Here is a 22,279-nt window from a genome sequence, read left to right as displayed (position 1 = left end):
CTCAGCGGCCAGCGACCCCGCAGCGGCGCATGATCGCGTGCATGACGGCGGCCGCACCGTCGTTTTCGACGGCGGCCGTCACGTGATTGGCGTGGGCGCGCACCTCGTCGGAGGCACCGCCCATGGCGACGCCGAACGCCGCCCATTCGATCATCGCGATGTCGTTGGTGCCATCCCCGACAGCGACGGTCCCGGCCGCGGGAACGCCCAGGCGCGCCCGCAGCGACTCCAGCCCGGTCGCCTTGGTCACGCCGAGCGGCTCAATGTCCGCCCAGGACGTCCAGCCGACGAACACCTCGTGCGTGCGCGACACCTCCAGGGAGGACAGGATCCGGTCGAACTCCTCGCGGTCCATGTCGGCGGCGCGCACGACGATCTTCGGGGTCGGCGTGGAGGCGAGCTCCTCCATCGACACGATGCGGTGATCGCTGCCCTCGATCTCGTCGTTCGGGAAGGGTGCGGAGAGCAGGATGTTGGGGTGCGGCATCGACGCGAACACAGCGCCGGGCACTGCCGAGGCGATCTCCTCCAGGCACGCCCCCGGAACGAAGGTGCGCTCCTCGACAATCTCGCACTGCCCGCCGCTCACGTGCACGAGCGTCGCACCGTTATTACACAGCGCCCAGCCGTCCGTGAAGTCGAGGGCCCCCAGGACCGGGATCACGCCCTCGAGCGCACGCCCCGACGCGATGAGCACGTGGGCGCCTGCGGCGGCGAGGCCGTGGATCCCCTCGAGCACACGCGGCGTCGCCCCCGCGGGGGTCAGGATCGTGCCGTCGATGTCGAGCGCGACCAAGACCTGGCCCGCCGACGTCGGAAAGTCGGCGGGCAGGGCGGCCGAGGCCTCGTCGAGGAGAACCTCGAAGGGGCGAGCAGCTTCCCCGGTGGAGGGGACCGTCAGGAAGCGCTCTTGGCTCATCGAGCGACGGGGGTCAGGACCTCGAGTCCACCCAGGTAGGGGCGCAGGGCCTCGGGCACGTAGATCGAGCCGTCCGCCTGCTGATGGTTTTCCAGGAAGGCGACGATCCAGCGGGTCGTGGCCAGCGTGCCGTTGAGCGTGGCGACTGCGGCCATGCCGTCCTCGCGGCGCTCACGAATGCCGAGGCGGCGCGCCTGGAACGTCGTACAGTTCGAGGTCGAGGTGACCTCCATGTAGCGCTCCTGGGTGGGCAGCCAGGCCTCGCAGTCGAACTTGCGGGCGGCCGAGGTGCCCAGGTCGCCGGCGGCCGTGTCGATGACGCGGTAGGGCAGCTCGACCTTGGCCAGCATCTCCTCTTCCCACGCGAGGAAGCGCTGGTGCTCCTCGGCGGCGTCCTCGGGGCGGCAGTAGCTGAACATCTCAGCCTTGTTGAACTGGTGGACGCGGATGATGCCGCGCGTGTCCTTGCCCGCGGAGCCGGCCTCGCGGCGGTAGCAGGTGGACCAGCCCATGTAGCGCTTGGGGCCGCCCGACAGGTCGAGGATCTCGTCGGCGTGGTAGCCGGCGAGGGCCACCTCGGACGTGCCCGTCAGGTACAGGTCGTCGGCGGGCAGGTAGTAGATCTCGTCGGAGTGCTCGTTGAGGAAGCCGGTGCCGCCCATGATCTGCGGGGTGACCAGCGTCGGGGTCATCATCGGCACGAAGCCGTTGGCCAGCGCCTGATCCATCGCCATCGTCATGATGGCCAGCTCGAGGCGGGCGCCGATGCCCTTGAGGTAGTAGAAGCGGGCGCCGGAGACCTTCGCGCCGCGCTTGGTGTCGATCGCGTCCAGGCCCTCGCCGAGCGCGAGGTGATCCTGGGGCTCGAAGCCCTCGGCCGCGAAGTCGCGGGGGGCGGGGCCCTCGTGGCGCAGGACCACGAAGTCGTCCTCACCGCCGACGGGCACGCCGTCGAGAACGAGGTTCGGCAGGAGGCGGGCGAGGCGGTCGGCCTCGGCGTCGGCGGCGTTCGCGGCGGCCTCGGCGGTCTTCACCTGCTCGGCGAGCTCCTTCGCCTTCGCCAGGATCGCCGGGCGCTCCTCCTTGGAGGCGCGACCCACGGACTTGGAGACCTCTTTCTGGGTGGCTCGCAGCGTCTCGAAGGCCTGGAGGGCCTCGCGACGGGCGGCGTCGGCCTCGATGATTTCATCGACGAGGCCGGGGTTGGCTCCGCGGGCGCGCTGGGAGGCGCGGGCGGGTTCGGGGTTTTCACGCAGGGCACGCACATCAATCATGCGTCCCATCCTATGCCAGGTGGCATCCCGTGTCCCATATCGGGCCGCGTGTGAATTCAACACAGCAGGTCAGGGTTATGCACAAACTACACTCCGAGAGTTCTCAAAAGACTGAAAGTTATCCACCTTTGGTGCATAACCGTGTGGATAAGATGACGCCGAGCCTACACCAGGCAGACGCTTATGACACGAAGTACAACGAAAAGCCACTGAACACCTCATCCACAGGCCGACCGCAGGCTAGGCTTGTGCACATGGACGGAATATACTGGGCACTCGCGGCCTCCGCCGTAGCCGGAACGATCGGAGTCGCGCGTCTGGCAACCTGCTTCACCCGCCGGCATCGCCGCCGCCGTGCCCTCGAGGTCCCCGCCTCGGTGGACGACCCGACGCGAGGACGGCCGCGCCCCTGGATCATCATGAACCCCTCCAAGCACCAGGACCCCCAGGCCTTCAAGGAGCGCATCAACCGCAAAGCCAAGGAACTGGGCATCGACCACGTGCACTGGCGCGAAACCACCCGCGAGGACCCGGGCACCGGACAGGCCGTGCGCGCCCTTCAGGAGGGTGCATCCGTCGTCATCGCCGCTGGCGGAGACGGAACCGTCCGCGCCGTCGCGGCCGGCATGGCCGGATCCGGCGTACGCATGGGCATCATCCCCGTGGGCACGGGCAACGTCCTAGCCGGCAACCTGTCCATCCCCGAAGACCCCGCACAGGCCCTCGCCGTCGCACTCGACCGCAACCACCGCGCCGTCGACCTGGCCTGGGTGCGCATCGAAGACGCCACGCAACAGTCCGATCAGCCCGCCGAGGGCGGCCTCCGCCTCGCCGCGCACGCCGCGCAGCACCCCGAGGACACCCGTCAGAGCGAGGAGGCCCCGGCCTCGTCGAACGAGCCGCGCGCAGACGAGTACGCGTGCCTCGTCGTCGCGGGAATGGGCTACGACGGCGAGACCATGGCCGACACGGATCCCGAGCTGAAGAAGCGCATCGGGTGGATCGCCTACGTGTGGGCGGGCCTGGGGGCGATGGGCGCCCCGCGCATGAAGGCCCGCCTGACCCTGCGTTCCCCCGCCGCAGCCGCGCCGGACCCCCTCGGGATCGGCGACCAGATCTCCGGTTCCGTCATCCACGAGGCCGGGGACGTCGCGGACGAGGTCACCGAGGTCGAGGCGCGATCCGTCATGTTCGCCAACGCCGGCGAGATGAAGATGCTCATCCTGGCGTCCGACGCGGATCTGTCGGACGGCCTCATCGACGTGATCGCCGTCGACGCGCAGGCTGGTCTGCTCGGATGGGCGGACGTGACATGGAAGATGCTCGGCCAGCTGATCGGGCTTCGCCCCGTGAACCTGCCCGTCGCGACGGGCACGGTCGCCTTCCGCCAAGCGAAGGGCGCATCAGTGACAAGCAAGGAAGCCCAGGTGTGCCAGGTGGACGGGGACGCAATCGGCGTCGCCCGCACCATGCACGTTCGCATGCAGGCGGGTGCCCTCGACATCGCCGTTCCCGCTGAGCGCACGTGGATGGAGCTGCTGCCCGGCTGATCGGCGTCCTCCTGCGGCGCGCGACGTATCGGGCATTGGTGAATGATGAGGCAATCCGAGTCATATCTGCGGTGACCCAAAGGGTTGCCCGCATCTGGGCTTGTTTCTAAGTGGTGTTACACCACTGAGCGGGGTGTTACACCAGCTCGGACGTAGTGCAATGCTCCCTAACTGGTGCAATGCTCCCTAACTGGTGCAGACCTGCCCGATCTAGCTTGCTAGAGCAGCGCATGCCGCGCACAAGCTTGTTGCCAAGTAGCAGTGCACTACTTAGCGGAGCATTGCACTACTTGGCGTGGCATTCCACTAGATAGGAAGCAGTGCATTACCCCCGTAACCAGTGCATTGCTGCTGCATCTAGTGCAGTGCTGCGGGGTCTGCGCCCTTTTGCGCCAACAGGGACGTTGTCGGCACCAAGTTCCGCGACGACGCTTGTGACCGATGAGGTGTTACACCCGATCTGGTTGAATCTTCCCGATCAGGTTGAATCCCGACGATGGGACGCTAGATTTCTCATTGCACCTCGACCAGGTTTCTCATTACGCCTCGATGCGGAGCCTCGAGGCGAAGGCTCGCACATCTCCAACACCAACCCACTGCACATCTCCACGATCTGCCTTGTTTCTAAGTGGCGTTACACCACTGAGCGGGGTATTACACCAGCTCGGAGGTGGTGTAACACCCCCTAACTGGTGTAATGCTCCCTAACTGGTGCAGACCTGCCCGATACAGCTCGGTTGACAGTTCGTTGGAGCAGCGGATGCCGTGACCCGGCTTATCCCTCAGCGCTGCAGACCTGCCGGGGCGACACCTATTGGATCAGCTCGGCGGCGCGCGTCAGGCCAGCGGCCACGACGGCGCGCTGCCAACAGCCTCGCCCGTGCCATCCCCGCCGTGCAGCAGATCCGCGACCCACGCGCGACCCGCGCGGAAGGCCTCGTCCGTGGTGCCCGGAGTAACCGCCGCGCGCACGCCGTCGACGCGCGGGTAGGAGCCCATGAAACGCACCTCCGGCGAATAGCGGTGCAGGCCCACGAGGGCCGCCTGGACGCGCTCCTCGCGAATGTGGCCGACGATGTCGATGCTGAACGTGTAGTTGCCGAGGCCGTCCCCGCTCGGGCGCGACTCAATGCGCGACAGGTCGACGCCGCGCGCCGAGAACTGCTCAAGGAGGGTCAGCAGCGCACCCGACTCGTTGACGGGCAGGGCCACCTGGATGGTCGTCTTATCCGCGCCGGTCGGCGGGGGCACCACGCCGGGGCGGGCCACCAGGACGAAGCGGGTGATCGCGCCCGGATTGTCGGCAACATCGGTGAACAGGGCCTCGAGGCCGTAGGTGTTGACGGAGACCGCGTTGCACAGGGCAGCATCGAAGGAGGCGTCGCCGTCGGAGAGCAGCTCGGCGGCGGCAGCCGTCGACGTCGCGGGCACGTGAATCGCGCCCGGGAAGGTCTCTTCGACCCATCCGCGGCACTGCGCCCACGCGTGCGGGTGAGTGCCGATGCGGCGGATATCCTCGGGGCGCGTGCCCGGCAGGACGGCCAGCTGGAAGACGACGTGCACGTGCATCTCGGCGACGATGACGAGGGGGTCGCCGTGCGAGAGGGAATCCAGCGTCGCGTTGACACCGCCCTCGATGGAGTTTTCGATCGGGACGACGGCCCGGTCGGCCTCGCCGCGGCGCACCGCCGCGAGCGCCTGGGGGGCGCTCGTCATGGGCATGAGGACGGCTCCGGCGGGGGCGACCTGGTGGACGGCCTGTTCGGTAAAGGTGCCGAAGGGGCCGAGGAAGGCGATACGAAGCTTGTCACCGAGGGGCGCGGGGCCGGGAATGTTCGTCGTCATGGTGTCAAGGGTAACGAGAGCATCGCGCGCGGTGCGCCCTCGTTTCAGCGCCGGGGGCGCATTGTGGCCAATCGCGCGGGATTCGAGGGGCGCGCGGACCTCGTGCGAGCACGCCCGGGAATAGGCACGCCCGGGAATAGGCACGCCCCCGGGAGGCAGGTCACGCACACCCCCAGGCAAGCGGTTCGGGCCTCAGCTACCGCCCCCGGGGACGCCGGTCGCGAAGGCGTCGCGTCCGCCGCCGGGGGTGATGTCGCCGCACGCGGTGATCTTCCACAGTTTCGCGGTGCCGCCCGCGTCGACGAGCTCGAACCCGGTGGACGTGTCGACGCCGTAGAGACCCGGGTTACGGGCGGAGCGCATGAAGTTGTAGTAGGCGCCGTCTTCTTCCTCGTAGAAGTGCGTGATGCCGAGCTTGCGCACGACCTCGCACACCTCGGGGTCGGTCGCGATGTCGTGGAAGTGCTGGGTGAGGACCTTCTGCGAGGCGCTGTCCGCGTTGACTGTGCTGAGCTGCGGGAAGACGGCCTTGCGCCCGCCGAGCATCTCGGAGTAGGCGGCACCCGCGATCGGGTCGCCGAGGATGAGAGCGTTGGGCGCGGTCGTGTACTTCATGCGGCGCGCCATGGCGAGTTCGCCGGTGGTGGCCATGCCGGGCTTGCCCAGGTGCGCGGGGTCGTACACGTAGGCGACCGCGGTATTGCGGGCGTCGATCGCTCCGAAGCCGGATAGGACGAGGATGAGGAGGCCGACGCCCACCTGGATCGGCCAGCGCGGTGCTTCGATCTCGTCGTCGACGCCGCGTTCGGCGAGGATGCGCTGCAGGGATCTGGTCCACGCGGCGTGCAGAGCGTGGATGATCGCGGCGGTGCCGACCGCCATGAGGATCGTCAACGCGATGTCTTCGACGCCCATGATGCGTCGGGCGTCCTTGTACCAGGGGGCCAGCAGGTACGTGCGCAGCGCCGAGTTGGGCGCGTACGCGAGGCCGGTCAGGCCCGCGAGGATCAGGTAGGAGACGAGCGGCCAGCACGGCAGGGGCAGCGCCTCTTCCTCGTCGGACGAGGCCGGGGCCCCCTCGTCCTCGTCCGCTTCCTGCGTGAGTCCGGCCTGTTCGGCGGCGCGCTCGAGGGGGTCGGGCCGACGCCAGAGCGCGTGCAGGCGCGCGGTCGCGGCGATGCCCGCAACAAGGAGCAGCAGCTGAATGAGGGTCCAGTAGGTGCTGCTCGGCGTGCTCGTGAAGGGCGGGTAGGGCAGGAATGCGTGGGCGAAGGCCTCGCCCCAGTTGCTGCCGTCGCGCCGGTAGGCACCCATCGCCTGGATCTTCGACGACGACAGCGCGAGGAGGGGTGCCGCGACGATGCCGAGCGCGAGGGCACCCCACGCGAGGGCGGCGAGCTGGCCTCGTCCATCGCGCTCGTAGGCCCGGCGCGCGAAGGATGCGAGAGAGGCCAGGAGGGGCGCGATCAGCAACGCGAGGATCGAGAACGCGGCGCTCGGGTGCGCGCCGACGAGGCCGAGGGTGCCGATCAGCAGGAAGACGGCCTGCGGGATGCGGCGCATGAACGCGCGCACTCCGTCTCCGGCTCGCAGATCCGTGGTCAAGCGCCGGCCGACGACGATCGCGGCGGCGGCGAGCCCCGGGACCAGCGCGGTGCCGGTCGAGTTGGGCCACTGGTTGTACATGGTGAGTGCGTCGGCCGGCATGTTGAGCAGCATGCCGCCGATGACCGGCGCGGCGAGGAGGGCGCTGCGCGACGCGGTGAGCACCGAGACGAGGGCGGCCAGGCCGATCACCCACACGGCCATGAGGGCCAGGGAGGAGACGTTGGCGGTCTGGACGACCGAGTCGTAGCGCGCGAAAAGCGCGACGAACGCGTGCCAGCCCGTGGGGTAGTAGACGCTGCGGCCGCCGTAGAGCTCGTGGAGGCCACCGAAGGGGCTCGCATCCTTTCCGTACAGGATCGCGTGCACGCCGTTCTGGTGAAACGTCGGGTCCCACTGCTGGACGGGGTTAGCCGGGTCTGCGCCCGTGAGGAGAGGCCACGCGGCCACGAGGAAGCCAACGAGGATCGCTCCCCACGTGGACGAGCGGACCGCCGCCTGCGCGCCGCCGATGGGCACGCGCACGCCGATGGCCTCGCGCAGGGGAACTCCCCGCAGCGAGAAACCGCCGTTGCTGCGGTGGAAGAAGCTCAGCGCCCACGCGGTCGCGCCGCCGATGGCGCTCAGGCCGAGGACCGGCAAGGCGGTGGAGGGTTCCCACTCGATGTCGAGGGCCGGGTAGGCCACCGACAGGGCCGTGACGAGGCCAAACGTGAACGCGGGTGCTGCACCGATCGCAACGAGCGACGAGCGCCCCCCGGCCCGCAGCCACATGAAGCCCGGCAGCACCAGGGCGACCATCATGGCCAGCAGGGTCGGAACCAGCATCCACCAGGCCAGCACGGATTACTCCTCCTCGGATGCGGCGCGGCGCTTGCCGATCATCTCGATGATGACGGGCAGGACCGACGCGAGGATGATGACGCCGAGGATGAGCGTCAGGTTGTCGTGCACGAAGGGAACGTTGCCCAGGAGCGCACCCACGAGGATGAAGCCCGCGCCCCAGATGACAGACCCGAGCGTGTTGAAGACCAGGAACTTCGGGTAGGGGTAGCGGGCCATGCCCGCGGCGATCGGGATGAACGTGCGCACGAAGGGAATAAAACGGCCGATGACCAGCGAGCGGCCTCCGTAGTTCGTGAAGTAGTGCTCCGCCTTCTCCAGGTGCTCCGTCTTGAGGATGCGGGCGTCCGGCTTGAAGAAGCGCCGCCCCCACTTGGCACCCAGGAAGTAGCCGATTTGCGCGCCGATGAACGCGGCGACGACGACGAGGAGGATCAGGGTCGGCAGGTGCAGGCCGAGGCGGTCGTGGAGCAGGCCCGCAGTGAACAGGAGGGACTCGCCGGGCAGAACCGGGAACAGGACACCTGACTCGATGAGGACGATGAGCATCGTGCCCCACAGCACCCACGGCCCCATGGCGACGAGCAGGGACTCGGGATTTTTGAACCACTCGATAACGGTGTGCAGCATCGACGGATCTGATGCGGTCACGAGTGTCGACCAGGTCACGATAGGGCCCTTTTCTGCCGGGAATGTATCACCCTAACCCTACCTTTGTTGACCACGAATATAGGATAGGCGGCATGAGGAAGCGCAAGGATTCACACGACGGCTCGCCGGTCGCTGACACAAACCTCCTCTTCGTCCCATCATCATCTGACGATTCCGCTGAGAACGGGGTCGACGCCCTCATGGGAATGATCGACGAGGCAGGGGCACAGCCCGCGCCACCGCCACCCCCCGAGGTGCCCGCATCGGAGGCCCGCACGGAGGTCATGGCGCCCGTCGTCGTGCCCGACGCGACCACCGCCCCGGTCGCCATGCCCCCCAGCATTCCTCCCAGCATTCCTCCCAGCCACGCGGACGCCGACCAGGGTGCCCCGGCCTCGTCGACGGTCGGCCACAGCGGCGTCGCGGTGCCTCCTCCACCAAGCCTTCCCACCGATTCCGATAGCGCCACCAATGCGGATGAGCCCGCCCCGGCCTCGTCCACGCCCGTGGCCACCGACAGCACCGAGGACGCGCACAGCGACGAGGAGGCGGCCCCCGCGAGCGCATCCGAGGAGGCGGAGAAGACCCCCTCCCCCGCCACCGGCGAGATCGCCGCGACCCTGCCCGTGCGTCGCATGCGCCTGCCCCGCCCCGTCTACATCGCCGACCGCATCACGAGCGTGCGACGCCGCCGCGAGGACGCCGTTGACGTCGTCATCTCCCTCATCGCGATTTTCTTCATCTGGACGATCGGCGCGCTCGCCAGCGCCACCACGCGCGGCGTCACCATGGACGTCCTCAGCTTCCAGCTGGTCCGCAAGATCCTCATCCTGCCGGTGAGTATCACCGAGGGCCTCATCATTTTGACTACGCCGATCCTCGTGATCGTCACGCTCGCGCTGCGCAGACGCCTCCAGGCGATCATCCAGGTCCTGGTCACGAGCCTCGTGGCCGCAGTCGGCGGCTGGATCATCATCCTGCTGACGGGCCTGCTGCCCTCCGACCTGACCGCGCCGCTGAGCGTGGACCGGGCGCTCGCCACCCAGGGTTCCCAAACCGGTATCGCGATTGCGATCAACCTGGTCATCGTCACCCTGTGCGCCCTGTTCACCTCCGCGGGTGAGGCCCAGTCGATGAAGGCCATTAAGTGGGGCTGGACCGGCCTGTGGATCATCCTCATCCTGGGCGTGCTGCGCTCCTCCATGACGCTGCCCGTCGCCTTCATCTCCGTCTTCCTGGGCCGCGCGTTCGGCTCGGGCTCGCGGTGGATCATGGGCTATGACGACCAGAGGGCCAAGGGCGCGAAACTCGTCGAGGCGCTCCTCGGCATCGGCATCACACCCTCGCGGATCGTGCGCACTGACCTCGACACCACCGAGGAACCCCTGGCGACCTGGGCCGTCGCTGAAGACTCGCGCGGCCGCCTGACGCAGATGCCCGCCGACCTGGGCGACATGGGCGTCACGGTCACGCGCCACCCGGGCCAGGATCACTACCGCCACTACCAGGCGTGGAGCGACACGGGCCTCGCCTACGAGCTCATCGCCATGGATCCCGGCCAGGAGCTGACCGGCACTCTCCTCGAAATGTGGAATAACCTGCGGCTGCGCGGAATCAGCCGGTGGGTGTCCCCCTCGCTCAAGGCGCAGGCCGAGCGCTCCTCGTTCACGACCCTGCAGGCGCTGCGTGCGGGCGTGTTCACGCAGGAGCCGATCGGGATCGCCTCGGCCTCGGACTCGATCATTCTGGTCATGTCCGCCCTGCCCCCGACGACGCCGCTGACGGAACTCGGCGAGGCCGCGACGGACGAGGTCTTGGACCGCGCGTGGGAGCAGCTGCACTTCGCGCACGCGCGCGGCATTTCGCACCGCGCCCTCACTCCCGAGGCCGTGGTCGTCGACTCGTCCTCGGACGTGTGGCTCCTCGACTGGGATTCCGGCGAGGTCGCAACGACCGAGCTGAATCAGTCGATCGACATCGCGCAGATGCTGGTTCTCACGGCACTGGCCGTGGGACCCGAGCGTGCGCTCGAGGCCGGACGGCGCTGCGTCGGGGAGGAGACGCTGATCGCGTGCGCCCCCGTCATCCAGAAGCCCGTTCTTCCCGCATCCATCAACCAGCGCCTGCGCCGTTCCGACCTGCTCAGCGAGCTGCGCGCGGCCCTCGTGGGCGACTCCGAGGCGGAAACCGCGCCGACGGCTGACCTGCAGCGCTTCCGCCCGCGCACAATCTTCACGATCGCGGTGGCGTTCATCGCCGTGTTCATCGTCGTGGGTTCGCTGAACTTCAGCGACATCGTGACCACGGTCAAGAGCGCGAATCCATGGTGGATGCTCGCTTCTGCCGTGCTCGCCTGCCTCATCTGGGTCGGTTCCGCGGTCCCGCTTGTTGCCCTGTCGCCTGAGAAGCTGAGCCTGCGGGAAACCCTCATTGCCCAGGTCGCGGCCTCGATCATTACGATCGTGGCGCCCGCCGGCGTGGGACCCGCGGCCCTCAACCTGCGCTACCTGCGCAAGCGTCGCGTACCCACGGCGATGGCGGTGACGACCGTGACCCTCATGCAGATCTCGCAGGCGCTCATCACGATCATCCTGCTGCTGCTCGTCATGGTGATCGCCGGATCGTCGCTGTCTGTGTCGGTCCCCTACGGCACCATCCTGGGTGTCGTCGCGGTCGTCATGGTCGCGGTCGGCGTCATCGTCGCGGTGCCGAAGGTGCGCCGCTGGATCTGGTCGAAGATTCAGCCGACCTGGCAGCAGGTCTACCCGCGCCTCCTGTGGATCATCGGCCAGCCGCGTCGCCTCGCAGCGGTCGTGGGCGGCAACCTGCTGATGAACATCGGCTACGTGGGCGCGTTCTGGACGGCGCTGCTCGCCATGGGCGGTTCGCTGAACTTCTCCACGGTGTCGATCACCTACCTGACGGCGAACGCGGCCGGCTCCTTCATCCCCTCGCCGGGCGGTATCGGTACCGTCGAAACGGCGCTGACCTCGGGCCTGACGGTCGCGGGCATCTCCTCGTCGGTCGCCATCGCGACGGCCCTGCTCTACCGCCTCGTCACCTTCTACGGTCGCATCCCGCTGGGCTGGCTGGCGATGAAGTACATGGAAAAGAAGGACATGATCTAGGGCGCGGACTAACGCGCGCGGATCCGTCACACTATCCATTTACTTCAAATTAAGGCTAAATTTGAAGTAAATGGAAGCAATGCCTTCTCGACGAACATATCCACAGTCGCACCCTGACGACTGCCACCGCATCGCGGCAACCCTCGAACCCCTCCCTTCTTGTCAGTCACCGTCCCCTTCAAGGACACAGTCAACCCGACGCTGAAGATCTGACACCGGATACCACTCGAAACTCCGGCCGCGCCGAACACGTCTCAAATAGCCCTCATCCTCGAGTCCACGCAGGTCGGCGTGCGCAGTCTGAGGAGTGACCCTGTATTTGTTGGCATGCGCCGCCGCTGTCACTGTCATCATGGGATCACGCAAGGCTTCTTCGATGACGCCGATCTGACGGTTTGTGAGCGTCGTGGCACGCAGGCGATGCTTCACCTGATCCAGCTCCTTGGATTTCTTTGCCAGATAATCGTGCAGCTCGCGGATTCCACGCAGAATTATCCGCGCATGCCAGATCAGGAAGTAGGTAAGGTCGCCCTCATCCTGCTCAACTTCAAGGAATGAGCGAGCGTACTGTGCGGGCGCTCTATGCAGCAGTCGGGACACCGGAACGAAGTCCATCAGAAAGAAGCCCTCACGCAGCATCACCCACTGCGCAATGACGCGGGCCGTGCGACCGCTACCATCAACGAAGTAGTGGTCGTATCCCATCATGAAGTGAACAATGAGCGCCCTGACGAGGGGCGGCACATATTGCGTCGCATACTCACCTTCGCCATTCACGAAGGAACACAGATGCTCCAGGCGCTCGGGCAGCTCCGATGCGGACGGCGGAACATGGAGCGGTTGCTCCTCATTTTCTGTCCCGTAGATGCGAACCCTGCCCTCCCCCTCCCGCTGGAGGCGGCCAGCATCGCCCGGATCATCGAGCGTCCCCTCAGTCACGATCCGATGAACCTCACAGATAAACTCTGGAGTGAGCTTATCCATGAGACGCCCCCGCACAAATTCGAGGGCGAGAAAATTGTTTCGGATCATCCGCTCCGACCGCGTCTGCGGACGCCTCCCCTCCCGGAGCATCTTTTTCGCATCGCGCCTCGACGTGGAGGCTCCCTCCATCTGGGAGGATGTGATCGCCTCCTCGTACAGGGAGTTGATGAGGTACCTGTCTCGCGCAGCCTCCGTTGCAACCTCCCCGGGGAGCTCAACCTGACCTCGCGCCTGAGCGGTAATATCCTCATTCAGGCTCAAAAGGACATCGGGCAGATTAAAGGTCAAGGGTGTTGCGTCCTTCATCGTGAAGGGCGTCGGTCTAGCAGTGGTCGCTCGAGCACTGCGAACCGCGCACCACCAGGCCTCGCGGGTGAGCCCCTCGGGCACCGGCTCGGCCCGGAAGTAATACTCCCACGGCCGATACTCCGGATCATCAAGTCCACCAGCTAGCGCGCGAATAACAGACGAACGATGATCCTCATCCATATCCCTGAGGCTATTGAGAATACGGTCATAGAGTTCAGCCAGGCGACAGGGCGGAGGGGTCGGCTTCTTCATGACTGCTCCGTTCACGCTTATTTCAAATTACTTCTAATATTATCTTAATTTGAAGTAATTAGAAATACCCTCACCCCAAGTCCTGGATCCCATCTATGCGCAAAAGAGCGCACCCCACCTGCCTCGTACCGGCGCGAGGCAGCCGGATGCTCGCCTACTGGAGGCTGTTGTTGCCGTCTGGGTATGCCGCCTGGACGCCGCTGACCGCGCGGATCGCCTCCAGCGAACCGGCGGGCACACGCAGGGCATAGCCGCGCAGCGCGTTACGGTACTCGCGCTCCACGGTCACGGACGCACCCGGGAAGGACGCGGCCACGGCCTCGTTAATCGAGGCGAGGGTCGCCTCCCCGTCGACGCCTTCCGCGAGCTGGACGATCACGACGACGGTGGCGTCGGCGCTCTCGCTGCCGGATTGCGCGCTCGGGCCGCTTTGCCCGTTCTTCGAGGTCAGCGCGGTGTCGGGGTTGACCGTCGACGAGGCCGTGGCCCCCGGAGCGGACTGGGCGGAGTCCGCGGGAGTGCCGGACTGCGACGCGGGTGTCGGCGACGCCGCGGTGGAACAGCTCGCGACCGCGAGCGCGCACGTGCCCACTCCGGCCAGGAAAACGGCTGGTTTCTTCATGGTTATCTGCTCCTTGCTGCGGGCGTGCGCTGTCGTGCTGACGCCTCCAACATACCGCAGCGACCATCGACGTTGCGGCGTTAGTACATGCATGCGAACACCCGTGGGCGCGCATGCGACGGGGCCCGGGAGCGCTCGCAGTGAGCGTTCCCGGGCCCCGGCCTCGTGAATCGAGAATCAGCGATTCAGCGATTCAGCGATTCAGAGCAGCGCGCACATCAGTGCACCCAGACTCCGTTCGCGTCGAACACGTAGGTGCGTCCGTTGATGACCTGCGTACCGGTGAGCATGGCGCCGGAGGGTGCCAGGTAGTACCAGGAGCCACCCACGTTGACCCAGCCGGTCGCCATCTTTCCGGAGGCGTTCAGGAAGTACCAGGTACCACCGTCGTTCACCCAGCCGATGGCCATCGCACCGTTGCCGGTGAGGTAGTACCAGGAGCCGCCGTCGGCGACCCAACCGGTGGCCATGACCTTCGTGGTGGGGTCGAGGTAGTACCAGGAGCCGCCATCCTTCACCCAGCCGCCCACGAGGGCACCGGATTCGTTCGCGTAGACCCACTGGCCGTCGGCGCGCTTGAGGAAGCCGGTCGCCATGTAACCGGAGGGGCCGAACAGGTAGTCCGAACCGTTGATCGTGAACCAGCCGTCCTTCAGGTAGCTCACGCCATCGGCGCAGGCGTACCACCAGCCGGCGCCATCCTTCACCCAGTGGCCGCCGTCGGTGCTCGTGCAGGCGTCGGTCGTGCCGGTGTTGTCGCTGGGCAGGTTGAGGGTCGCGGCCTCGGAGTGGTTGAGGCCGTAGTCCCATGCCAGCAGGTACGGGTGGGCGATGACGTTGCCGGAGCCGCCCTGGTCGGTCCACGCGGAGTTGATGTCCTTGAAGGGGATCTCAACGTGGTAGGCGCGCGAGCCATCAGCCGCAATGGTTGCCTCATTGTCGGTGAAGATGTGGCGGTAGAACCACAGACCGTCGGCCGGGTCGTGCAGGTCGATCGCAGCCAGCGGCGACGCATCCGTCACGTCGAAGGACAGGACGGTGTCGGCACCCTCACCCTTGTACTCCAGGTTGGAGACGACGGGCGCGACCGTGTCGATGCGGAACTCGTAGGAGATCGACTGCTCGGCCTGCGAGGGGCCATCGTTGTGCGCGGAGAGCGTCAGCTTGTACTCGCCATCGGGCAGGTTCTTGTATGCGTCGGCGCGCGCATCCAGGGACATCGGATCGTGTCCCTGCTCGAGCCACGTCATCTTGCCGGTGGAGGGATCCACGGCGGACTTCCAGTTCATGAATCGCGTGAAGGACGCGACCTTCTCCCCGGCGGCGTTCGTGTACGCGGCGTTGACCGTGTGGACGCTGCGCAGCGTGCCGGTGCGGGGCTGGAGAACCGTGGGAGCGCCCGAGGCGTCCGAGCGGGAGATGATGTTCTGGCTCGGGTTGGGAAGTCCGATACGATCGGCGTCCTTGACCAGGGGGTTGTATCCCAGCTGCTGGCCCGTGGTGCCGTTGTAGACCCAGGAGGCGAGCGTGTGAGCGCCGTCCTGCGAGGCGAGCGCGTCGAAGATGGGCGCCTTACCCCAGTCGCCGTAGAAGCCCAGGTAGGGCACGGTCAAGTCGGGCTGTCCGTCTGTCTTCGAGGTGAAGCGCACGAAACCGTCGAGGAAGGTGCCGTTGGGCGTGTTCTGCGCGACGTAGGAGTCGAACGCGGCGCGAGGCGTGACGTCCACGCCCACGGTCGCCTCGCCGTTCGCGGGAACGGTGATGGTCGCACCCTCGCCGGTGCCGCTCACGGCAGCGCCGGAGTAGGCGATGTCAACACCCTTGCCGCGCCAGTCGGAGGTGTGTCCGGTGAAGAACCCGCCGTCAACGATCTCGGAGAGCGCCTGCGTGTTCAGGGCGTAGGTGGCCTCGGCGCCGGAGAGATTGTGCAGCGTGACGTCGAAGTGCCATCCCTTGGTGCCGTCGCCCAGGTCGGCCTTGGGTCGGGACTGCTCGGGGGCGCCCACCACGGTCGGGTACACGGACGAGGTCGTGGCAGCCAGGACGTTCGTCAGACCCGAGCCCTGCTTGCGCGGGGAGTACGGGGCGCCGGAGTCCTCGAGCGGGTCGGCGATGGGGGCCGCCGTGCCCATGATGAGGTTCTGGACGACGTCAACCTTTTGGCTCGCGCTCATGGACGCGAACAGCGGATCGTTCTGGACGCGCTCCAGGACAACGGCGCTGACGCCCGCCATCTGCGGGGTGGCCATGGACGTGCCGGACATGAACTCGTAGTTGCCGCCGGGCACGGACGAGTAGATGTTGCCGCCGGGCGCACTGACCTCGGGCTTGAGGCGCAGGTCGGGGGTGACGCCCCAGGAGGAGAAGCTCGACATGGAGTACTTCGCGCTGGGGGGCACCACCTTGCCGGGGGCGACGCTCAGGTGGTGGTCGGCGGCGGCCAGCATGGCCTCGCCGTCCGCCTGCGAGATGAACGCGGCAGGCACGCCGTCGGTCGCCAGGCTCATGACGACGAGCGAATCACCGGGCACGTTGTTGTAGACGATGAAACCGGCGGGCTTGGAGCCTGCGATGTTGTTGAACTTGTCCTGGAACGTGAGGGAGCCGCGCTTGACCAGCACGATCTTTCCGGCGAGGCCCTCGGGGTACTTGGCCTTGAGCGCGGCGCCGTCCTCGGCCGAACCGATGCCGCCGTCAACGTACTCGAAGGGGCCGCCGGTCAGGTCGGACAGGTCGGGCATCTTCTGACCGTCGGCGCCGCCGGCGCGCTGGTAGGGGATGTCGCGGTCGCCGACGGTGAAGGCGCTGTGTGCCAGCGAGTTATCGACCGAGGCCACGGACACGACGGAAGAGTAGGACGCCGGCTCGCACAGGACCGAGGAGTCGGGGTCCGAGGCGTAGGGCAGGTTCTTGCCGGACAGGTTGCCGTATCCGGCGGTGTACTCGTTGCCGGCGGCCGCATTCACGGTCACGCCCGCGGCCTGCAGGTTCTTGAAGACGGTGGCGTACATGGAGTCGGCTTCGTTGTCCATGCCGCCGGTCTGTCCGAGGGACAGGTTCACGACGTCGGGGTGCAGGATCACCATGTCGTCGAGGGCGGCGAGCAGCGCCGAGTCCGGGATGCCGCCGTTGCTGCTGCGGGCGACCTTGGCGACGATGATCTGCGCGTCGGGCGCGATACCGACGATTTCGCCCGCGTTGCCAGCGGTGATGCCGGCGACGTGAGTGCCGTGCGATCCGGCTTCGCCGGTCGGCGAGGGGTCGGGGTCGTTATCCGCGTAGTCGTAGGCGAAGGGGAACTTTTCCGACACGTAGGTGCCGGTCTTTCCATCACCCAGCTGGGGGGTCAGGGATGCGACCTTGTCCGCTGAGAGCGCGGGGGTTCCGTGCAGCGCGCCCGCGAACGCCGGGTGCGTCATGTCCACGCCCGTGTCGATGACGGCGACGACCTTGCCCTCACCCTTCTGGGTGATCTGGTCGGCGTGCATCATCAGCTGGGGGCTGAGGTTGGCGGGGTCCTGGGCGGCGGTGCGGGCGGAGTTCGTCGCACCCTCGCCAGCGACCTGGTCGTCGGCGCCTTCAACGTGGGTCTCGCGGTCGAGGAACGCGGCCTTGATGCCGCTCACCGCGCGGATCGCGTCGAGGGAGCCGGCGGGGGCGTTGAGCGCGAAGCCCTTCAGGGCGTTGTCGTACTCGCGCTCCACCTGGGCGGAGGCGCCAGGGAATGCGCCGGCGACGGCCTCGTTGATGGAGGCGAGAGCGGCCGCGCGGTCGGCGCCGTCGTCGAGCTGGACGACGATGCTCACGACGGAGGCGGGGTCCACCTCGTCGGTCGACTGGGCCTGATCGGTCTGGGTGGTCTGCCCGCTCTTCGAGGTGAGCGCGGTATCGACGTTACCGACGGGCAAGGACGAGGCCGTGGCACCCGCGTCGGGTTGGCTGTCCGCGCCGGTGGGCGGGGATGCGAGGGTCGCGGGGCCAGCAACCACGAGTGCCGCGGTGCCGGCCAGCGCGAGGAGCGTCGCTGGTTTCTTCGTTGTCATCTACCTACTCCAATGTGTTGACAGGCGGTCGCGTAAGAACGAGGAGAGGACCGCGTCTATTGGCCGCCATGATCAAGATACCGCAGACAAGTCTTGTGACAAGCTTTGTTTCACGTAGAGAAACACCTGACGATTATTTTACCCAGTAACGGATTCCGGGCCCGAGAACGCTTATACAGCAACGTTCTCGGGCCCGGAAGGCAGTATTGACAGATTCAGGACATTCGGCGCTTATCGCACCCAGGCGCCCGAATCGTCAAACACGTAGGTACGCCCGTTGATCACATGCGTGCCCGTCAGCATCGCGCCGGAGGGTGCCAGGTAGTACCAGGTTCCCCGATCCTTGATCCAGCCGGTCGCCATCTTTCCGGAGGCGTTCAGGAAGTACCAGGTACCGCCGTCTTTCACCCACCCGATGGCCATCGCACCGTTGCCGGTGAGGTAGTACCAGGAGCCGCCGTCGGCCACCCATCCGGTCGCCATGACGTGAGAGGCGGGGTCGAGGTAGTACCACTGGCCGCCATCCTTCACCCACCCGCTCACGAGGGCTCCATCGGAGTCGGCGTAGACCCACTCGCCGTTGGTGCGCTTGAGGAAGCCGGTCGCCATGTAGCCCGACGGCCCGAACTGGTAGTCGCGGCCGTTGATGGTGAACCAACCACTCTTGAGGTAGCTCGCCCCATCGGCGCAGGCGTACCACCAGCCGACGCTATCCTTCACCCAGTGACCGCCCTCGGGGTTCACGCACGGGCTGGGTGTGCCCGGGTTGGCGCTGGGCAGGTTGATCGGGAAGATCTCGGAGGGGTTGAGGCCGTAGTCCCACGCGAGGATGTAGGGGTTGGCGATGACGTCGCCGGTGCCGCCCTGGTCGGTCCACGCCTGCTTGATGACGCTGAGCGGGATCTCGACGTGGTACGTGTACCGGCCGTCGGCACCGACGCTGCCCTCATCTTCGGTGAAGACGTGGCGGTAGAACCACAGGCCGTCGGCCGGGTCGTGCAGGTCGACAGCTGCCAGCGGCGAGTCGTCGGTGACATCGAAGGTGACGACGAAGCCCTCATCCTTGCCGGAGTACACCAGATCGGAGATGACCGGGGCCTTCGTGTCGAGGCGGAAGTTGTAGGAGATCGACTGCCGGGCAGACGACGGACCGTCGTTGGATGCCGCGATTTGCAGCGTGTAGGCACCGTCGGGCAGCTGCGCGAATTTCTCCGCGTTCGCGTCGAAGGCGGTGGACTCGTGGTAGGCCTCGACCCAGGTGTTCTCCTCGGTGCTGGTCAGGTAGACGGACTTCCAGTTCTGGTGGTTGGTCACGGAGAAGACCGTCTCCCCGGCCTCGTTCGTGTAGGTGCTGGTCAGCGAGTGGACGCTGCGCAGCGTGCCCGTGCGCGGTTCGAGGATCGTCGGGGCGCCCGAGGCCGTGGACCGCGAGATCACGTAGCGCTGCGGGTTCGGGTCGCCGGTGCGGTCGGCCGCCTTGACGAGCGGGTTGTAGCCGAGGGAGGCGCCGGTCTGGCCGTTGACGATGTCCGAGGCCCGGGTGTGCGCCCCGCCCACAGAGGCGAGCGCGTCGAAGATGGGGGCCTTGCCCCAGTCGCCGTAGAAGCCCAGGTAGGGCACGGCCAGGTCGGGCTGGCCGTCGGTCTTCGAGGTGAAGCGCACGAAACCATCCAGGAACGTGCCGTTGGGCGTGTTGTCCGCGACGTAGGAGGCGAACTCGCTGCCGGGCGTGATGTCGATGCCAACCGTGGCCTCGCCGCTCGCGGGAACGGTGACGGTCGCGCCCTCAGCCGACGCAGACGCAGCGCCCGAGTACGCGATCTCCACGCCATGGCCTCGCCAATCCGAGGAATGCTCCGTGAAGAACCCACCGTCCACGATCTCCGACAGAGCCTGCGAGCTCAGCTCATAGGTCGCCGCCGTGCCGGACAGGTTATGCAGCGTGACATCAAAGTGCCAGCCCTTCGTCCCGTCCCCCAGATCCGCCTTGGGACGAGACTGCTCAGGCGCACCCACCACCGTCGGGTACACCGACGAGGTCGTCGCCGCCAGCGCGTCCACCAGGCCCGCACCCTGCTTACGCGGGGAATAGAGCGCGCCCGTCGTCTGAGCCGCATCCGTCAGAGGACGAGCCGTGCCCATGATGAGGTTCTGCACCACATCGGCCTGCTGGCGCGCACTCATCGACGCAAACAACGGATCGGACTGGACGCGCTGGAGGACGATCGCGCTGATGCCGGCCATCTGGGGCGTGGCCATCGAGGTGCCCGAGGTCTGCTCGTACGCACCGTTCGGTATCGACGAGAAAACGTTGCCACCGGGCGCAGCGATCTCCGGCTTGAGACGCAGATCCGGGGACACGCCCCACGAGGAGAACTCCGAGGCCTCGTAGATGGAGGACTGCGGCAGGACCTGACCCTCGGCGATGGAGAGCGTGTGTTCGGGGGCGTCCAGCATGGCTTGGCCGTCGGCCTGGGAGATGAACGCGGCGGGCAAGTCCTGCGTCGTCAGGTTCATGATGATGAGCGAGCCGACGGACACGTTGTTGTAGACGAGGATGCCCGCGGGGTGCAGGTCGTAGAGGTTCTCGACCTTCTTCTGGTAGGTCATCTTGCCGCGCGAGACCAGGGCGATCTTGCCGGCGAGGCCGTCCGGGTACTTCTCCTTGAGGGCGGCGACGTCCTCCTCGGAGGCGAACCCGGCGTCCACGTACTCGTAGGTGCCTGCGGGCAGGTCGGAGAAGTAGGCGACCTTCTCGCCGTTCATGCCGCGCGAACGCTGGTAGCCAATATCCTTCCCGTTCACGGTGAAGGCGTTGCGGATGAGCGCGTTCTCGACGGAGGCGACGGCGACCACCGAGGAGTAGGTCGCGGGCTCGTCGATGACCGAGGAGTCGGGGTCCGAGGCGTAGGGCAGGCCCTTGCCGGAGTTGTTGCCATACCCGGTGGAGAAGGCGTTGCCCGCGGCCGCGTTCACGGTAATACCCGCGTCCTGGAGCTTCTTATACACGGTCGCGTAGACCGTGTCGGCCTCGTTATCCATGCCGGCCGTCCAGCCGAGCGACAGGTTGATGACGTCGGGGTGCAGGACCAGCATGTCGTCGAGGGAGGCGAGCAGCGCCGAATCCAGCAGCGCGTCGTCCTCACTGCGCGTCACCTTCGCGACGATCACCTGAGCATCCGGAGCGGTACCGATGATCTTGTCGGCGTTGCCCGCCGCGATGCCGGCGACGTGCGTGCCATGGAAGCCGGAGCCGCCCTCGCGCGGCGACGCATCGTTGTCACCATCCGCATAGTCATAGGCGAAGGGGAACTTCTGCGAGATGTAGACGCCGGTCTTGCCCTCACCCAGCTGGGACGAGAGCGCAGCGACCTTCTGCGGGGTGAGCGCGGGCGTTCCCGCGAGCGCGCCCGTGAACGCCTGGTGGGTCGTGTCGACACCCGTGTCGATGACGGCGATGACCTTGCCTTCGCCCTTTTGCGCGACCTGGTCGGTGCGCATCATCAGCTGGGCACTCAGGTTGGCGGGGTCCTGCCCGCCGTTTTGCGAGGCCTCGAGGCCTCCCTCGGCATCGAGGGTCGCGCCGTCGTTCACGTGTCCCTCACGCTCGAGGAACGCTGCGCGCACGCCCGGGGCACGACGGATCGCGTCGAGCGCACCGGCGGGAGCCTTGAGAGCAAAACCCGTCAGGACGTTATCATACTCGTGCTCCACCTGGGCCGAGGCACCGGGGAACTGAGCAGCCACAGCCCGGTTGATCTCGCTGATCGCGCCCTCGCGGGATGCGCCATCCTCGAGCTGGACGATGACGCCGACGACGCGCGCCGGATCCTCATCGTCGGCACTCGAGGCGGGCGCGGACTGCCCGGTCTTCGAGGTGAGTGCAGTGTCGATATCGCCCGCAGGCAGGGACGCCGCTGCGCCATCGCGGGCGCCGGACGGGCCCGCGGACAGGGGCGAGGCCAGGGTGGCCGGCCCGGTGACCGCGAGCGCGCACGCGCCGACGAAGGCGAGGAGGGCAGCCGGTTTCTTCGTTGACATAAGCCTTCTCCAAATGTGTTGGGGGACGGCGTGCCGGTGGCATCCGGTACATCGGTGTACCAGCCGTCTCCTCACAAAATACCGCACATAGCACGAGTGACAATCACGGTATTGCTTATTGATACGTGAAGCGGAGCTGAAGCGTCTAACGAGAAGCCGGGCCCGGGAGCGCGTTGCTGCGTTCCCGGGCCCGGACTGTTACCTGTCGGCGAG

11 protein-coding genes are annotated in these 22,279 nt (G+C 66.9%); 2 read left to right on the top strand and 9 right to left on the bottom strand.

Annotated elements, in window-relative coordinates; translation table 11 throughout:
- Nucleotide 1: 1 nt before the first annotated feature.
- Together O3656_RS05170 and serS are read right to left on the bottom strand one after the other, a co-directional pair.
- Complete coding sequence (locus tag O3656_RS05170) at nucleotides 2-919, bottom strand: HAD-IIB family hydrolase (protein ID WP_500062931.1); 918 nt, start codon at nucleotides 917-919, stop codon at nucleotides 2-4.
- Nucleotides 916-2,193: a serine--tRNA ligase gene (gene serS / locus O3656_RS05165; protein WP_500062930.1), complete on the bottom strand. Its 1,278-nt coding sequence runs from the start codon at nucleotides 2,191-2,193 to the stop codon at nucleotides 916-918. Before serS ends, O3656_RS05170 begins: the two co-directional genes overlap by 4 nt.
- Before the next feature lie 254 nt (nucleotides 2,194-2,447).
- Here serS and O3656_RS05160 point away from each other — a divergent pair, with 254 nt between their 5' ends.
- Complete coding sequence (locus O3656_RS05160; protein WP_500062929.1) at nucleotides 2,448-3,743, top strand: diacylglycerol/lipid kinase family protein; 1,296 nt, start codon at nucleotides 2,448-2,450, stop codon at nucleotides 3,741-3,743.
- 837 nt (nucleotides 3,744-4,580) lie between these two features.
- Here O3656_RS05160 and pheA read toward each other — a convergent pair.
- The 3 genes from pheA to O3656_RS05145 form a co-directional block, all read right to left on the bottom strand.
- A complete protein-coding gene (gene pheA / locus O3656_RS05155) occupies nucleotides 4,581-5,588 on the bottom strand; it encodes a prephenate dehydratase (protein ID WP_034474867.1) in 1,008 nt (335 codons plus the stop codon).
- Nucleotides 5,589-5,780: 192 nt separating this feature from the next.
- The gene (locus O3656_RS05150) at nucleotides 5,781-8,036 is read right to left on the bottom strand and encodes a DUF6541 family protein (RefSeq protein ID WP_500062928.1); all 2,256 of its coding nucleotides are present in this window, start codon (nucleotides 8,034-8,036) and stop codon (nucleotides 5,781-5,783) included.
- A 3-nt stretch (nucleotides 8,037-8,039) separates the two neighbouring features.
- A complete protein-coding gene (locus tag O3656_RS05145) occupies nucleotides 8,040-8,666 on the bottom strand; it encodes a DedA family protein (protein WP_500062969.1) in 627 nt (208 codons plus the stop codon).
- 113 nt (nucleotides 8,667-8,779) lie between these two features.
- Here O3656_RS05145 and O3656_RS05140 point away from each other — a divergent pair, with 113 nt between their 5' ends.
- Nucleotides 8,780-11,815: a flippase-like domain-containing protein gene (locus O3656_RS05140; RefSeq protein ID WP_500062927.1), complete on the top strand. Its 3,036-nt coding sequence runs from the start codon at nucleotides 8,780-8,782 to the stop codon at nucleotides 11,813-11,815.
- A gap of 162 nt (nucleotides 11,816-11,977) precedes the next feature.
- On the opposite strand, the gene O3656_RS05135 is transcribed toward O3656_RS05140, so the two are convergent.
- The 4 genes from O3656_RS05135 to O3656_RS05120 all read right to left on the bottom strand — a co-directional run bounded on the left by O3656_RS05135 (nucleotide 11,978) and on the right by O3656_RS05120 (nucleotide 22,066).
- On the bottom strand, nucleotides 11,978-13,360 hold the full coding sequence (locus O3656_RS05135; protein WP_500062926.1) for a Fic family protein: 1,383 nt from the start codon (nucleotides 13,358-13,360) through the stop codon (nucleotides 11,978-11,980).
- Nucleotides 13,361-13,514: 154 nt separating this feature from the next.
- On the bottom strand, nucleotides 13,515-13,982 hold the full coding sequence (locus O3656_RS05130) for a protease inhibitor I9 family protein (RefSeq protein WP_500062925.1): 468 nt from the start codon (nucleotides 13,980-13,982) through the stop codon (nucleotides 13,515-13,517).
- Between the two features lie 218 nt (nucleotides 13,983-14,200).
- Complete coding sequence (locus tag O3656_RS05125) at nucleotides 14,201-18,025, bottom strand: S8 family serine peptidase (protein ID WP_500062924.1); 3,825 nt, start codon at nucleotides 18,023-18,025, stop codon at nucleotides 14,201-14,203.
- Nucleotides 18,026-18,256: 231 nt separating this feature from the next.
- On the bottom strand, nucleotides 18,257-22,066 hold the full coding sequence (locus O3656_RS05120) for a S8 family serine peptidase (protein ID WP_500062923.1): 3,810 nt from the start codon (nucleotides 22,064-22,066) through the stop codon (nucleotides 18,257-18,259).
- Nucleotides 22,067-22,279: the final 213 nt, after the last annotated feature.

Source organism: Pauljensenia sp. 27098_8_83, from assembly GCF_041432695.1.
Taxonomy (GTDB): domain Bacteria; phylum Actinomycetota; class Actinomycetes; order Actinomycetales; family Actinomycetaceae; genus Pauljensenia.
Note: the sequence above shows the minus strand (reverse complement) of the source record. Positions and strands in the feature narration are given on the sequence as shown.